This window comes from Streptomyces sp. NPDC101776 (genome assembly GCF_044766845.1).
Classification (GTDB): Bacteria; Actinomycetota; Actinomycetes; order Streptomycetales; family Streptomycetaceae; genus Streptomyces.
On sequence record NZ_JBIWMV010000010.1, the window covers coordinates 250,795 to 264,978 of the forward strand.

Genomic DNA, 14,184 nt, shown 5'->3' on the forward strand with positions numbered 1-14,184 from the left:
CGTTCAGCGGACATTCAGATCCTCGGCGGCCTCGCGCAGGGCACGCAGCCGGGTGTCGAGGAGTTCGCGCTCGGCCTCGTCGCCCGCACCGAGTTCGGCGAGCCGGCGGGCGGTGAGGCCGATCTCCTCCTGGAGACGGCCGTACGCCTCGTCGCGGGTCAGCAGGTCGAGGTCGGTCCAGTCGGAGCGCTCGGACTCCGGGCGCCTGCTCATGCGGGGATGTTGTAGAGGCGGCGGGCGTTCAGCTCCACGATCTTGTGCACCTCGTCGTCCGGTACGTCGGCGAGCATCTCGGCCGCGTAGGCACGGCTCTTGGGCCAATAGGAGTCCGAGTGCGGGTAGTCGCACTCCCAGGTGATCTTGTCGACGCCGACGTGGTGGCGTACCTCCACACCGAACCGGTCGTCGATGAAGCAGCCGTGGAAGTGCTTGTGGAACAGCTCCGAGGGCCGCACGGTCTGGTTGACGTTCTGGTAGAAGCGGTGCCGCTCCCAGGTGCCGTCGGCGCGCTCCAGCAGATACGGGATCCAGCCGATCCCGCCCTCGGACAGGCCGATCTTCAGCCGCGGGTGGTTGTGGAGCACCGGGGAGAACAGCAGGTCGGCGGCCGCGTACATCGAGTTCGTGGCGAACAGGGTGATCGTCACCGCGAAGGGTGCCTCCGGGGCGGTCTTGGGGGCCGCGCCCGAGGTGCCGAAGTGCAGGCACAGCGGCATGTCGGTCTCCACGGCCGCCGTGAACACCGGGTCCCAGTGGTCGGTGTGGAACGACGGCAGGCCCAGCGGCACCGGGTTCTCCGGGAACGAGATCGCCTTGGCGCCCTTGGCCGCCGTACGCCGGATCTCGGCCGCGCAGGCGTCCACGTCCCACAGCGGCAGGATGACCAGCGGGATGAGGCGGCCGGGCGCGGTGGCGCACCACTCGTCGATCACGAAGTCGTTCCACGCCTGGACGCAGAGGAGGGCGAGTCGGCGGTCCTGGCCGTCCAGGAAGATCGTGCCCGCGAAGCGCGGGAACGACGGGAAGCACAGCGCGCCCCACACGCCGTCCAGGTCCATGTCGCGCAGCCGGGCCTTCGGGTCGTAACAGCCCGGGATCATCTCGTCGTAGCGGGTGGGTTCGAGGCCGAACTCCTCGGGCGACTTGCCCGCTACGGCGTTCAGGCCGATGTAGGGGTAGATGCGGCCCTCGTAGTTCCAGACCTCGGCCGGGGCCTGGCCCTCTCCGCGTGCCTGTTCCACGATCCGCGGCCCGACGTCGCGGTACTTCGCCGGCAGGCGGTCCGTCCACAGGCGCGGCGGCTCGATCAGGTGGTCGTCGGTCGACAGCAACTTCATCCACGGCTGCAATGGCATCGATGTGCTCCCTCGAATCTCATGGACTCTCTAGCACCGGCCGAATTGTGTGCACTGTTCGGGTCCCACTGAACGGAAACCGGTGAGCAGTCAGGGGACTTGACACCGATCATGGATCACGAACAGCCCCATCGGACAGTATTCAGGCTACTCTTTTATCTCCGGCGGAAGGAGCCCCACGATGGGCCGAGTACAGGACAAGGTCGTCTTCATCACCGGGGCCGCACGCGGACAGGGCCGCGCCCACGCGCTCCGGCTGGCCGCGGAGGGCGCCGACATCATCGCGGTCGACCTGTGCGAGGACATCGCCACCAACGCGTATGCGCTGGCCACCCAGGACGACCTGGACGAGACCGTGCGCCAGGTGGAGAAGCTCGGTCGGCGCATCGTGGCACGCAAGGCGGACGTGCGCGATCCGGCGGCGCTGAAGGCGGCCGTGGCCGATGGGGTGGCCGAGTTGGGACGACTCGACGCCGTGGTGGCGCAGGCCGGTATCGCCCCGCTCGGCCCCAAGCAGGGCGTCCAGGCCTTCATCGACGCGGTCACCGTCGACTTCAACGGTGTCGTGCACGCGGTCGAGGCAGCCCTGCCGCATCTGCCCGACGGCGCCTCGATCGTGGCGACCGGCTCCATCGCGGCCCTGACCCCGGCGACCGTCGACAGCCCGTCCAACGGCCCCGGCGGCCTCGGCTACTCCTTCGCGAAGCGCCAAGTGGCCGCGTTCGTGCACGACTTGGCGACGGTGCTGCTGTCGCGGCGGATCCGCATCAACGGCCTGCACCCCACCAACGTCAACACGGACATGCTCAACAGCGACATCATGTACCGCTCGTTTAGGCCCGACCTCGAGAACCCGACCCGTGAGGACGCGCTGGTCTCGTTCCCGGCGACGACCGGTATGGACATTCCCTATGTCGAGCCGGAGGACGTCGCCGACATGGTGCTCTTCCTGGTCTCCGACGAGTCCCGCTACGTCACCGGCATGCAGATGCGGGTGGACGCCGGCGGCTATGTCCGCAAGCGCCCCCAACTCCCCACGTTCTAGCAGTTGTTGCTACGAGGTCAGGTCCAGGACCACCTTGCCGGTGGTCCTGCGCTCGGCGACATCGGTCAGGGCGCTCGCGACCTCGCCGAGGGCATGGACGCGGGAGACCAGCGGGCGCATCCCGTCCCGGACCATCCCGGCGAGGGCGCGGTCGGCGGCGGCCACGGCGTCCGGGGAGTACTGCCGCACCGTGCGGATCTCGAAGCCCCGGACGACCAGGTCCTTGAGCAGTACCAGGTTCAGCGGGATGCGCGGGATCTTGCCGTCGGCGTACCCGACCGTGACGAACCGGCCGCCCCGCCGCAGCGCCCGCAGGGCGACCTCCGCGTGGTCGCCGCCCACCGGGTCGATCACCAGGTGGGCGCCCTCGCCGCCGGTCAACTCCCTTGTGCGGAGCTTGAGATCCTCGTGGACGTAGTCGACACCGGCCTCGGCGCCGAGCTTGCGGGCAACCGTCAGCCGCTCCTGGCTGGACGCGGCGGCGACCACCCGCAGACCGAGCCGGGCCGCGATGTCGACCGCCGCCGAGCCGACCCCGCCGGCGGCGCCGAGGACCACCACCCACTCCCCCGCGATGCCCTGTCCGACGGTGACGAGGGAGTGGTAGGCGGTGGCGTACGTGACGTGGAACGCGGCGGCGTGCACCATGTCGAGTCCCTCGGGCACCTGCCGCAGGCTCGCGACGGGCACCACGACCTGTTCGGCGAACGCGCCGGTGAGCACCGCCCCGGCGACGGGTGAGCCGACGGGCGGGCCGGACACGCCAGGCCCCAACTCGGCCACGACACCCGCGAATTCACTGCCCGGCGTGAACGGCAGTGGCGCGGGCACCTGGTAGCGGTTCGCCACGATCAGCACGTCCGGGAAGTTCACCGCCGCCGCGTGCACGCGGACCAGTACCTCGCCCGGTCCTGGCCGTAGGTCGTCGAGTTCGACGACCGAGAGGCCACCGGGCGGCCCGTACTCCGTGCAGTGTGCGGCCTTCATCGGGTCCTCTCCACGGTCGGCATCGCCGGGTCACGGGGCAGCCCCAGTACCTGCTCGGCGATGGTGTTGCGCTGGATCTCGGCCGTGCCCGCGCCGATCGACGAGGCACGCGTGCGCAGGAACCCCCATACCCAGCGCCCCCGTTGGACGGCGTGCGGGTCGCGTCGGTCGAGGATGCCGTAGGGTCCGAGCAGGTCGAGCGCGAACTCGTGCAGCTCCTGCTCGAAGGTCACGATGGACAGCCGTGCCGTCGAAGAAGCGGGCCCGGGCTCGCCCTTGGCCATGATGTCGGCGATGGTGCGCATGCCGGTGAGCCGCATGACGCGGACCCGGATCTCGAAGTCGGCGAGCCGGTCGCGGACGATCGGGTCGGCCGTGGCCCCGCGCTCGCGGGCAAGCTCGATCAACTCGTCCAACACCCGGCGGTACAGGGCGGCTTGGTTCATCGCCCCGGCCGCCCGCTCGTGCCCGAGGCTCGTCCGCACCAGCGGCCAGCCGCCGTTCTCCTCGCCGATGCGGTCGGCGACCGGTACGCGAACGTCGTCGAAGAAGATCTCGCAGAAGTGTGCGTCACCGGTCAGGTCGCGCAGTGGCCGAACGGTGACTCCGGGGGCATGCGCGTCGATCAGGAGGTAACTGATGCCGTCCTGGCGGGAGTCGGGCGGTCCGGTGCGGACGAGGGTGAAGACGATGTCGGCGATGTCGGCCGAACTGTTCCACACCTTCTGCCCGTTGACGACGTACTCCGCGCCCTCGCGCCGTGCCGTCGTGCGCAGCGCGGGGAGGTCCGAGCCCGCCTCCGGCTCGGAGTAGCCCTGGGCCCACACCATGTCGCCGCGCAGCATGGGGCGCAGATGGCGCTCCTTCTGCTCGGGCGTGCCGTACTTGATGAGGGTGGGGGCGGCGATGCCCAGTCCGGTGCCGAGGGGTCCGGGGACGCGGGCGCGCGCGTACTCCTCCTGGTAGCTGACCTGGCGTGCGAAGGACAGGTCCATGCCGCCGTACTCGCGCGGCCAACTCGGGCCTGCGTAGCCGGCGTCGAAGAGCGTGGCCAGCCATTTCTTCTGCCAACTGACGCGCTCGGCGGAGTCTTTGGGGCGGCGCCCAGGGTGCTGCTCCGTCAGGAAGGCCCGCAGGCGTGCACGGAACTGCTCGTCGGTCTCCTCGGTCTCGTCGGTCTGGTCGATGTCGCCGGTCTCGCCCGCCGTCATCGCGGGGCCATGCGGATGCCACCGTCGAGCCGGACGGTCTGGCCGTTGAGGTACGGGTTCTCCAGCATCTCCACGGCGAGGCGGGCGAAGTCGTCCGGGTCGCCGAGGCGCTTGGGGTGCGGGACGGAGGCGGCGAGGCCGTCGCGGATGTCGGCACGCAGGCGGCCGAGCATCGGGGTGTCCATGATGCCGGGGGCGATGGTGTTCACCCGGATCTGCCAACTGGCCAGGTCGCGGGCGGCGACGAGGGTGATGCCGTGGACTCCGGCCTTGGCCGCGGTGTAGGAGGTCTGCCCGATCTGGCCGTCGAACGCGGCGACCGACGCGGTGAGCACCACGGCCCCGCGGTCGCCGTCGACGATCTCGTTGCCGGCGAGGCGGGCGGCGGAGAGGCGCAGCACGTTGTAGGTGCCGATCAAGTTGACGCGTATGACCTCGGCGAAGGTGTCGAGTTCGCCGGGCTTGCGGTCGCGGTCGATGATCCGGGTACGGTCGCCGCCGCGTCCGGCGCAGTGCACCACGGCGCGCAGGGTGCCGAGTTGCTCCGCCGCGTCGAGGGCGGCGGTGACCTCGGTCGGGTCGGTGACGTCGGTGCGGACGAAGCGTGCGGCCTCGCCGAGGTCGGCGACCGCCTTGACGCCCTGTTCCTCGGAGATGTCGGCGAGGACGACACGTCCCCCGCGTTCGATGACGCGCCGCGCGGTGGCGAGGCCGAGCCCGGAGGCGCCGCCGGTGACGAGTGCCGCTGAACCGTCGATGTTCACACCCAACTCCTCATGGAATGCACGGTTTTGAAGGCGAGTACTTCAGGGTTCTAAAGGCCCAGGGACTTGCTGATGATGAGCTTCATGACCTCGCTGGTGCCGCCGTAGATACGGGTCACACGGGCGTCCGCGTACAGGCGGGCGATCGGGGATTCGAGGATGTAGCCGTAGCCGCCGTGCAGTTGGAGACAGCGGTCGACCACGCGCCCCTGCGTCTCGGTGCAGAACAGCTTGGTGCGTGCCGCGTCCACAGGGTCCAGTCCGCCCGCGACGAGCGCGGCGATCGCCGCGTCCAGCAAGGCCTGCGCGGCCGTCAACTCGGCGTCCAGGGCGGCGAGTTCGAACTTCGTGTTCTGGAACTGGGCCAGCGGTTTTCCGAACACGTTCCGGTCGCGGACGTAGGAGACGGTCAGGTCGATCGCCGTACGGGCCTGGGCGACCGCGCCGACCGCGATGGCCAGGCGTTCCTGGGCGAGGTTGCGGCCGAGGAGGGTGAACGCCGCGCCTTCCTCGCCGAGGAGGTTGGCGGCGGGCACGCGGACGTCGTCGAAGGCGAGTTCCACGGTGTCCTGGACGGCCAGGCCGATCTTCTCCAGCTTGCGCCCGACGGTGAAGCCGGGCATGTCCTTCTCCACCACCAGGAGGGAGAGACCGGCGCGCCGGTTGCCGGGGTCCACGGTGGTGCGGGCGACGACGATCACCAGGTCGGCGTGGTGGCCGCCGGTGATGAAGGTCTTGGCACCGTTGAGGACGAAGTGGTCGCCGGCGCGGACCGCCCTGGTCGTGATGCCGGCGAGGTCGGAGCCGGTCGCGGGCTCGCTCATCGCGATCGCGGTGTACAGCTCGCCGGAGGCCAACCCCGGTAGCCAGCGCGCCCGTTGCTCGGCATCGGCCAGGCCCGTGAAGTACGGGACGACGATGTCCAGATGGGTGCGCAGGCCGCCGAGTGTGACGCAGGCCCGCGCGCACTCCTCCTGGATCACGGCGTTGTAGCGGTAGTCGTCCTGGCCGCCCCCGCCGTACTCCTCCGGGATCGCCGTGCCGATGATGCCGAGCTTGCCCAGCGCGGTGAACAGGTCGCGGGGGACGAGTCCGGCGCGCCGCCAGTCCTCGTACGACGGGACCACCTCGCGGGCGATGAAGTCACGGACCAGCAGACGGAAGTCCTCATGGGTCTCTTCGAACAGGGTCCGGCGCATCGGATCTCCTTCGGCTCGACCTATTCAGTATACCTAATTAGCCTCGCCCGACACAGCCCGGTTCAGCAGAACGCCCCCATGAGCCCGAAGGCCGCACAGGGGCGTTGCCGGTTGGCTGTCAGGGAATCAGTGCCACCAGGGGATCAGCGCGTCCAGGTGGCGGCGCATCCGGTGCCGGGCCACCCCGGCGTCGCCCTCGACGATGGCGTCGAGAATCCGCTGGTGGACGTGCTGGACCTCGTCCGCCGCCGTGTCGCCGGGCAGCGGGCGGTCATGGCCCGAGGCGTGGCGGCGGAACAGCTCGGTGATGATCGACAGGAACAGCGACAGCACCGGGTTGTCGGAGAGCGCGGCCAGTTCGGTGTGGAAGAGGTCGGCCTTGCGCGGGTCGTCGGCGGGGCCCTCCGTGCTCCAGCGGACAGCCTTGCCGAGCCGTTCGGTCACCTCTTTGTCGCCTTCCGCGACTCGGGCGGTGACCCGGGCGACGATGCCGAGTTCGATGGCGTTGCGGACGATCCGCAGGTCGTCGGCGGTGACGCCCTGGTACTCCAGGAACAGCGCCATGGTGTCGATGCTGGCCTGCGGCTCGGGCTCGGTGACGATCAGTCCACCGCCGGGGCCGCGGCGCATCCGGGCGACCGAGTGGTACTCCAACAGCCGTACGGCTTCCCGCAGTACGGCCCGACTGATCGAGTAGCGGGCGAGCAGGTCGGCCTCCGAGCCGAGCACCAAGCCGGTCTGCCAGCCGCGCGCGGCGATGTCGTCGTGGATGCGGGCCGCGACCACCTCGGCGAGCTTGGCCCGCGGGCCCTCAACCAGTTCGGGCTCGACGACATTGCCCGCGATCCGCTGCCCGCGCCGCACCCGGTGCTTCTCGATCCAGCCGGCCACCGACTCCAGATGCGCGGTCAACTCCGTCTGGGCGCGGGCTCCGTCGTCGGCGATGACGGCATCGATGACGGCTTTGTGCGCACGGTGCGAGATGTCCTTGGCCGCGTGCATCTCGGCCTTGGAGATACGGCGGGAGGTGTGCGCGTAACGGGCGGTGAGCCGGGTGAGCACATCGACGAACAGGTGCAGTACCGGGTTGCCGGACAACCGGCCGAGCACGGGGTGGAGGGGGTCCTGCGAGTGGACGCCGGGTTCGTCCCAGTGGTCGAGTTCGGCGTCGAGCGTGGTCCGGAGGGTGTCGATGCCCTCCTCGGTGATGCGGTCGGCGGCCAGCCCGGCGGCGATCGGCTCCAGCAGGAGGCGGGCCTGGAGCAGGTCGGTGACGCTCGTGCCGACGTATTCGAGGTAGATCACCATGGCGCGGGTGGCCGGTCCGGCGTCGGGCGCGCAGACGATCAGGCCACCGTTCGGGCCGCGCCGCATCCTGGCCACCTGGTGGTGCTCGACGAGCCGCACCGCCTCACGGAGCACCGCACGGCTCACGCCGAGCCGCTCCCGCAGGTCCACCTCGGAGCCCAACGACTCGCCCACCGGCCAGCCTTGGCGGATCACGGTCGCCTCGATACGGCGGGCGGTCTGCGCGGCCAGCTTGCCGACCGGGACACCGGTCTCGCCGTCGGCGGGCTCGCGGTCGACGGCAGTCGCCATGGCCAACTCCTCTGGGGCGGATATTGCGGATCCCCAGTCTATTCGTCACCTGGGCCGGAGGCGTGCCGTTCGGGCACCTGGAACCAAGTTGAGGCCACTTTTTAGGGTCTCGGACTCTGGCAACCGGGTGATCTGCCCGGTTAGAGTAACCTCATTTCTGGGCCGCGGCACGAGAACAGGGAGCCGACAGCGATGCGACTGGAGTCCATGCCCGAGCTCGAAGCGTTCCGGAGGAAGGTGCGCGCCTTCGTCGCGGAGCACGCCCCGGGCATCAAGACCCATGCGGGAGTACGCGCACCGGAGCCGGAGTTGATGCCGGCGATCCGGGAGTGGACCGCCAAGCTGTACGAGGCGGGCTTCCTCGGGATCGACTGGCCGGCCGAGTACGGCGGCCGTCCCGACGCGCATCCGCTGGAGCCGTCCGTCGTGGCCGAGGAGATCGCCCGCGCCCGGACCTGGCAGCCGATCGGCGCCGCCTCGCTGGCCTCGGCCGCGCTGCTGGAGTTCGGCACCGACGAGCAGCGGGCGCGTTTTCTGCCCCGCATCCGCTCCTGCGAGGACGTGTGGTGCCAGCTCTTCAGCGAGCCCGAGGCGGGCAGCGACCTGGCGGCCCTGCGGACACGGGCGGTCCGCGAGGGCGAGGGCGACGACGCGGTGTTCGTCGTGGACGGTCAGAAGGTGTGGACGACCAACGGCCAGCACGCCGACATGGGTTACCTGCTCGCGCGTACCGACCGCGAGGCCCCGAAGCACAAGGGCATCACGGCGTTCGCCCTCGATCTGCGCAGCCCGGGCGTCGACATCCGCCCGCTGCGGGAGATCACCGGGACCACCGACTTCAACGAGGTGTTCCTGGACGGCGTCCGCATCCCGGCCGCGAACGTGATCGGCCGGGTGAACGACGGTTGGCGGGTGGCGATGAGCAGCCTCGGCCACGAACGTTCCGGTGTGGCAGCGCGCGGGGTCGAACTGGTCGCCGTACTCGACGACTTGCTGCGTCTCGCCGCCCGTACGACGGTGGCCGGCGGGCCCGCGCTCGACGACTCCGCGACCCGGCAGGCGATCGGCGAGTTGGCCACCCGGGTGCAGGTGAACGCCGCACTGATCGGTCTCGCGCAGTCACGCATGCTGCACGACACGGAAGGGCCCACCGACGCCCTGCTCGGCAAGATCTTCTTCAGCGAGCTGAATCACGACCTGGTCGACTTCGGCGTGGGCCTCCAGGGCACGGACGGGCTGCTGGTCGAGGGCGACGAGGACGCCGTGGCGGATGGCTGGTGGCAGGACGCGCATCTGTACTCGCGGGCGTACACGATCGCGGGCGGGGCGAACGAGGTGCTGCGGACGCAGGTGGCCGAGCGGGGGCTCGGGATGCCGCGGGAGCCTCGCTGATCCGCCCGGACGGGCAAATGGACCACTCGGTCAATATATGCCACACACATTTCGCCACCGGCCCCTTAAAGGTTTCCGGGAGATTGATTGTACCGATCGGTCGACGTATGGTTCCGTCAGGTGTGGGGCCGACGAGAGGACGACAGAACCATGACCGAGAGCGTGGCCGGAACCGACGTCTCCGAGGAACTGCCGGAGTACCCGTCGCCCCGATCGGGCCAGTGCCCGTTCGCGCCGCCGCCGGGTCTGCTGAAGCTGCACGACTCGGACAAGGCCCTCGTGCGGGCGAAGACCTGGGACGGTACGACCCCGTGGGTCGTCACGACCCACGCGGCCCAGCGGCAGTTGCTGACCGATCCCCGGCTCAGCGCGAATATCGGCGCGCCCGGATATCCGCACACGACCGAGGCGATGAAGGCGCACGCGGCAGATGTACGGCTGTCGATCAACAATACCGACGGGGCCGAACACGCCCGGTGGCGCCGGATGCTGACGAGTTCCTTCACCCGGCACCGGATGGAGAAGATCCGCCCGGAGATCCAGCGGATCACCGACGACCTGATCGACAGGATGCTGGCCGGTCCCCAGCCGGTCGACCTCAACCAGGTTCTGTCACTGCCCCTGCCGTCACTGATGATCTGCGCGCTCCTCGGGGTGCCGTACGACGACCACGAGTTCTTCCAGGAGCACGCGGGAGTCACCAACGCGCGGTTCAAGACCCCGGAGCGGGCGGCGGAGAGCACGGCGACCCTGGTCGCCTACATCTCCGAGCTCATCGAGGGCAAGATGGACGACCCCGGGGAGGACGTCCTCTCCGACCTCGCCACGCGCGTCAAGGCGGGCGACCTCTCCCTGAAGGAAGCCGCCCCCCTGGGGCACATCCTGCTCGTCGCCGGCCACGACACCAGCGCCAACATGATCACGCTGGGCACCGCACTGCTGCTCCAGCACCCGGACCAACTGGCGGACCTGCGCGAGCACTCCGACGATCCGAAGTACGTGGCGAGCACGACCGAGGAGCTGCTGCGCTACCTCACCATCCCGCATCTGCTGGCACGCAGGGCCGTCCTCGACGACATCGAGATCGACGGCGAGATCATCCGTGCGGGCGAGGGCGTCATCGCGTCGCTGCCGGCCGCCAACTGGGACCCGCAGGCGTTCCCCGACCCCGAGAAGCTCGACCTCACGCGCAGCGCGGCCCACCATCACGCGTTCGGCTGGGGCCCGCACCAGTGCGTGGGCCAGCAGCTCGCGCGCATCGAACTCCACGTCGTCTTCAGTACGTTGTTCCGCCGGATCCCGACGCTCCGACTCGCCGTCGACGTCTCGGAGTTGAAGTTCAAGGAGGACTCCCAGGCGTACGGCATCTACGAGTTGCCGGTCGCCTGGTGAATCCCTCGTAGGAGTGCAGGGGGCGTCCGGCAGGTCACGGGAGCAGTTCGATGATCGTGGCGTTGGCCGTGCCGCCCCCTTCGCACATCGTCTGGAGGCCGTAGCGCAGGTTGCGTTGGCGCATCCGGGCGAGCAGCCGGGTCATCAGGATGGCGCCGGAGCCGCCGAGCGGATGGCCGACCGCGATCGCTCCGCCGAGCGGGTTGAGCCGCTCGGGGTCGGCGCCGGTCTCGGCCAGCCAAGCCAACGGCACTGGTGCGAAGGCCTCGTTGACCTCGAAGGCGCCGATGTCCTCGATGGACAGGCCGGACCTGCGCAGCACCTTCTCCGTCGCCGGGATCGGACCCGTCAGCATCATGATCGGGTCCGCGCCGCTGACCGCGCCCGAGTGGTAGCGGGCGATCGGCTTGAGGCCCAACTCCCTCGCCCGTTCGGGAGTGGTGATGAGAAGCGCGGCGGCGCCGTCGGAGATCTGGGAGGCGTTTCCGGCGTGGATCACGCCGTCCTCCTTGAACGACGGCTTGAGTCCGGCGAGGGTGTCGACCGAAGTGCCGCGCCGCAGGCCCTCGTCGACGGTGAACTTGGTGCCGTCGACCTCGATGGGCACGATGTGGTCGTCGAAGATCCCCGAGTCGATCGCGGCGGCGGCCTTGGCGTGCGACTCGGAGGCGAACTCGTCGAGCCGGGTGCGGCTGAGGCCCCACCGCTCGGAGATCAGCTCGGCGCCGACGCCCTGGCTGAACTGGAAGCCGTCGTAGCGGGCCAGGACGGCGGGTCCGTACGGCTGGCCGGTGGTCCGGTGCGAGCCGAGCGGGACCCTGGTCATGGTCTCCACGCCGCCGGCCACGACCAGGTCGTACTGGCCCGCCATGACGGCGTGCGCGGCGGAGTCGACTGCCTGTTGGCTGGAGCCGCAGGCCCGGTTGATGGTCACGCCGGGCACATGTTCGGGCCAGCCCGCGGCGAGGGCGGCGAACCGGGCGATGTTGCTGGACTGGTCGCCGACCTGGGTCACGCAGCCCCACATCACGTCGTCGATGGTGCCGGGGTCCACGCCGGTGCGTTCCACCAGCGCGGTGAGCACATGTGCCGACAGATCGGCCGCGTGTACGGCGGCCAGGGAGCCGTTGCGCTTGCCGATGGGCGTGCGGACGGCGTCGACGATGACGGCCTCGGGCATGGCAGGGTCCTCTCGGTCGCTGAGGGAATCAGAGGGCATCGGTGGGGATCAGCGGGAATCAGTGGGGGAACTGGACGGCGGCGCCGCTGTCGACGAGTGCGTCGGCGTCGGCGATCTCCCAGTCCCGGAGCACGGCGCGGGTGTCCGCGCCTACGGGTGGCGCGGCCGGTCCCGGGCTCGACGGTGTTGCCGAGAATCGGGGTGCCGCGGCGGGTTGGACGACACCATCACGCGTGAACAGGCTCCCGCGCGCCGCCAGTTGAGGGTGTGCCGCCGCCTCGGTGAGGCCGAGGACGGGTGCGACGCAGGCGTCGGTGCCCTCGAACAGGGCCGCCCATTCGTCGCGGGTGTGTTCCGCGAAGCGTTCGGTCAGGCGGCGGCGCAACTCCGGCCAGGTCGAGCGGTCGTGCTGTAGCTCCGGGTCGATGTCGAGCTTGAGCAGCTCGATCAGGCGCCGGTAGAACTTGGCCTCCAGTGCGCCGACCGCCACATGCCGACGGTCCTTGGTCTCGTAGACGGCGTAGAAGGGCCAGCCGCCGTCGAGTTGGTTGGTGCCGCGCTCGTCGGTCCACACCCCGCGCCCGAGTTTGCCGAAGGTGCTGGCGAGGAGATGGGCCGTCCCGTCGACGATGGCCGCGTCGACGACCTGGCCAACTCCCGTGCGCCCGACGGCATGCAGGGCGGCCAGCACGCCGATCACGAGGTAGCAGCCGCCGCCCCCGAAGTCACCGACCAGGTTCAGCGGTATCTGCGGGGGGCCCGCCGCGTCTCCGATCGCGCCGAGCGCGCCGGTGAGGGCGATGTAGGTGAGGTCGTGTCCGGCGGCTGCGGCGAGGGGGCCGGTCTGGCCCCAGCCGGTCATCCGGCCGTAGACGAGCCGTGGGTTGCGGGCGAGGCACTCGTGCGGTCCGATGCCCAGGCGTTCGGTGACGCCCGGGCGGAAGCCCTCGATCAACACGTCCGCGCGCGCGGCGAGTTGGAGGAGGGCGGCGGGTCCGGCCGGGTGTTTCAGGTCGAGTACGACCGAGCGCTTCCCTCTGTTGAGCACGTCCCCGGCGCCGCCCGCGTCGGGCTCGTCCGCCCGCTCGGGCCGGTCCACCCGCACCACCTCCGCGCCGAGATCGGCGAGCAGCATGCCGGCGAACGGGCCCGGTCCGATGCCACCGAGCTCTACCACTCGGCAGCCGGACAGCGGTCCTGTGGTCGTAACAGTCACAACACCCTCCCTGGCAGCCTGAGTTGAGGATCCTGACGGGCCTACGACGCGGTCAGCGTCCCTTCCAGACCGGTGGCCGCTTCTCGGCGAAGGCGGCGGCGCCTTCCCGCGCGTCCTCGGACGAGAACACCGGCGACGCGATCTCGGCCTGTCGGGTCCAGCCCTCCTCCAGCGTCCACTCGGCGGCGGACTGCGCGATCTGCTTGGTCGCGGCGACGGCGAGGGGGCCGTTCGCCGCGATGGTCGTGGCGAGTTCCAGCGCGCCGGCGAGCGCGCCGCCCTCGTCCGTGAGCCGGTTGACCAGTCCGACCTCGGCCGCGCGTACGGCGGTGATGGGCTCGCCGGTCAGCAGCAGCTCCAACGCGATGGCGTACGGGATCCGCTGCGGCAGGCGCAGTGCCGCACCCGCCCGGGCGACCAGGGAGCGCGTCACCTCCGGTACCCCGACCCGTGCCGTGCGGGACGCCACGACAAGATCGCAGGCGAGCAGCAGCTCGAAGCCGCCGGCCAGCGCCCAGCCCTCGACCGCGGCGATCAGCGGTTTGCGCGGCGGGGTGATGGTGATCCCGCACAGACCCCGGCCCTCGATCGCGGGACTCTCGCCGCGCAGCCAGGCCTTGAGGTCCATCCCCGCCGAGAACGTGTCCCCCGCGCCGGTGAGTACACCGACCCGCAGCTCGTCCGACTCGTCCAACTCGTCTACGGCGGCGGCGACTCCGGCGGCCACGCCTGCGTCGAGCGCGTTCTTCTTCGCGGGACGGTTGATCGTGATGACCTGGACCGCGCCCCGGCGCTCCACCAGCACCTCGTCCGACATCCTGCCTCCTGATGCTCGTTCTCGATT

At 70.3% G+C, this 14,184-nt stretch carries 13 protein-coding genes; 3 read left to right on the forward strand and 10 right to left on the reverse strand.

What is annotated here, in order from left to right:
* Positions 1 to 3 precede the first annotated feature (3 nt).
* Both ACIRRY_RS29240 and ACIRRY_RS29245 read right to left on the reverse strand, forming a co-directional pair.
* Positions 4 to 213 carry a hypothetical protein gene (locus tag ACIRRY_RS29240; protein WP_365302523.1) on the reverse strand — a complete coding sequence of 70 codons (210 nt, stop codon included), beginning with the start codon at positions 211 to 213 and terminating at the stop codon, positions 4 to 6.
* Positions 210 to 1,355: an amidohydrolase family protein gene (locus ACIRRY_RS29245; protein WP_403978076.1), complete on the reverse strand. Its 1,146-nt coding sequence runs from the start codon at positions 1,353 to 1,355 to the stop codon at positions 210 to 212. The genes ACIRRY_RS29240 and ACIRRY_RS29245 overlap by 4 nt, the downstream gene beginning before the upstream one ends.
* A gap of 181 nt (positions 1,356 to 1,536) precedes the next feature.
* Here ACIRRY_RS29245 and ACIRRY_RS29250 point away from each other — a divergent pair, with 181 nt between their 5' ends.
* Positions 1,537 to 2,400 (forward strand): mycofactocin-coupled SDR family oxidoreductase, encoded by an 864-nt coding sequence (locus tag ACIRRY_RS29250; RefSeq protein WP_403978079.1) that lies wholly within the window; start codon positions 1,537 to 1,539, stop codon positions 2,398 to 2,400.
* A 9-nt stretch (positions 2,401 to 2,409) separates the two neighbouring features.
* Here ACIRRY_RS29250 and ACIRRY_RS29255 read toward each other — a convergent pair whose 3' ends face one another.
* From ACIRRY_RS29255 to ACIRRY_RS29275, 5 genes are all read right to left on the reverse strand, one after another.
* Positions 2,410 to 3,387, reverse strand: a complete 978-nt coding sequence (locus ACIRRY_RS29255) for an NADPH:quinone oxidoreductase family protein (protein WP_403978082.1) — start codon at positions 3,385 to 3,387, stop codon at positions 2,410 to 2,412.
* Positions 3,384 to 4,598 (reverse strand): acyl-CoA dehydrogenase family protein, encoded by a 1,215-nt coding sequence (locus ACIRRY_RS29260; protein WP_403978085.1) that lies wholly within the window; start codon positions 4,596 to 4,598, stop codon positions 3,384 to 3,386. The genes ACIRRY_RS29255 and ACIRRY_RS29260 overlap by 4 nt, the downstream gene beginning before the upstream one ends.
* On the reverse strand, positions 4,595 to 5,362 hold the full coding sequence (locus ACIRRY_RS29265) for an SDR family NAD(P)-dependent oxidoreductase (protein WP_403978088.1): 768 nt from the start codon (positions 5,360 to 5,362) through the stop codon (positions 4,595 to 4,597). Before ACIRRY_RS29265 ends, ACIRRY_RS29260 begins: the two co-directional genes overlap by 4 nt.
* A 50-nt stretch (positions 5,363 to 5,412) precedes the next feature.
* A complete protein-coding gene (locus ACIRRY_RS29270; protein WP_403978091.1) occupies positions 5,413 to 6,561 on the reverse strand; it encodes an acyl-CoA dehydrogenase family protein in 1,149 nt (382 codons plus the stop codon).
* A 126-nt stretch (positions 6,562 to 6,687) separates the two neighbouring features.
* On the reverse strand, positions 6,688 to 8,160 hold the full coding sequence (locus tag ACIRRY_RS29275) for a FadR/GntR family transcriptional regulator (RefSeq protein ID WP_403978094.1): 1,473 nt from the start codon (positions 8,158 to 8,160) through the stop codon (positions 6,688 to 6,690).
* Between the two features lie 207 nt (positions 8,161 to 8,367).
* Between ACIRRY_RS29275 and ACIRRY_RS29280 the strand changes: the two genes are divergently transcribed.
* Both ACIRRY_RS29280 and ACIRRY_RS29285 read left to right on the forward strand, forming a co-directional pair.
* Positions 8,368 to 9,552 (forward strand): acyl-CoA dehydrogenase family protein, encoded by a 1,185-nt coding sequence (locus tag ACIRRY_RS29280; protein WP_403978097.1) that lies wholly within the window; start codon positions 8,368 to 8,370, stop codon positions 9,550 to 9,552.
* A 150-nt stretch (positions 9,553 to 9,702) separates the two neighbouring features.
* On the forward strand, positions 9,703 to 10,944 hold the full coding sequence (locus ACIRRY_RS29285; protein ID WP_403978100.1) for a cytochrome P450: 1,242 nt from the start codon (positions 9,703 to 9,705) through the stop codon (positions 10,942 to 10,944).
* Between the two features lie 34 nt (positions 10,945 to 10,978).
* Here ACIRRY_RS29285 and ACIRRY_RS29290 read toward each other — a convergent pair whose 3' ends face one another.
* Genes ACIRRY_RS29290 through ACIRRY_RS29300 form a run of 3 tightly spaced genes read right to left on the reverse strand, consistent with a single transcriptional unit; the run spans position 10,979 to position 14,157 of the window.
* Positions 10,979 to 12,124, reverse strand: a complete 1,146-nt coding sequence (locus tag ACIRRY_RS29290; RefSeq protein WP_403978103.1) for a thiolase family protein — start codon at positions 12,122 to 12,124, stop codon at positions 10,979 to 10,981.
* Positions 12,125 to 12,182: 58 nt separating this feature from the next.
* Complete coding sequence (locus tag ACIRRY_RS29295) at positions 12,183 to 13,340, reverse strand: CaiB/BaiF CoA transferase family protein (RefSeq protein WP_403978106.1); 1,158 nt, start codon at positions 13,338 to 13,340, stop codon at positions 12,183 to 12,185.
* A gap of 52 nt (positions 13,341 to 13,392) precedes the next feature.
* A complete protein-coding gene (locus ACIRRY_RS29300; protein ID WP_403978108.1) occupies positions 13,393 to 14,157 on the reverse strand; it encodes a crotonase/enoyl-CoA hydratase family protein in 765 nt (254 codons plus the stop codon).
* Positions 14,158 to 14,184 lie beyond the last annotated feature (27 nt).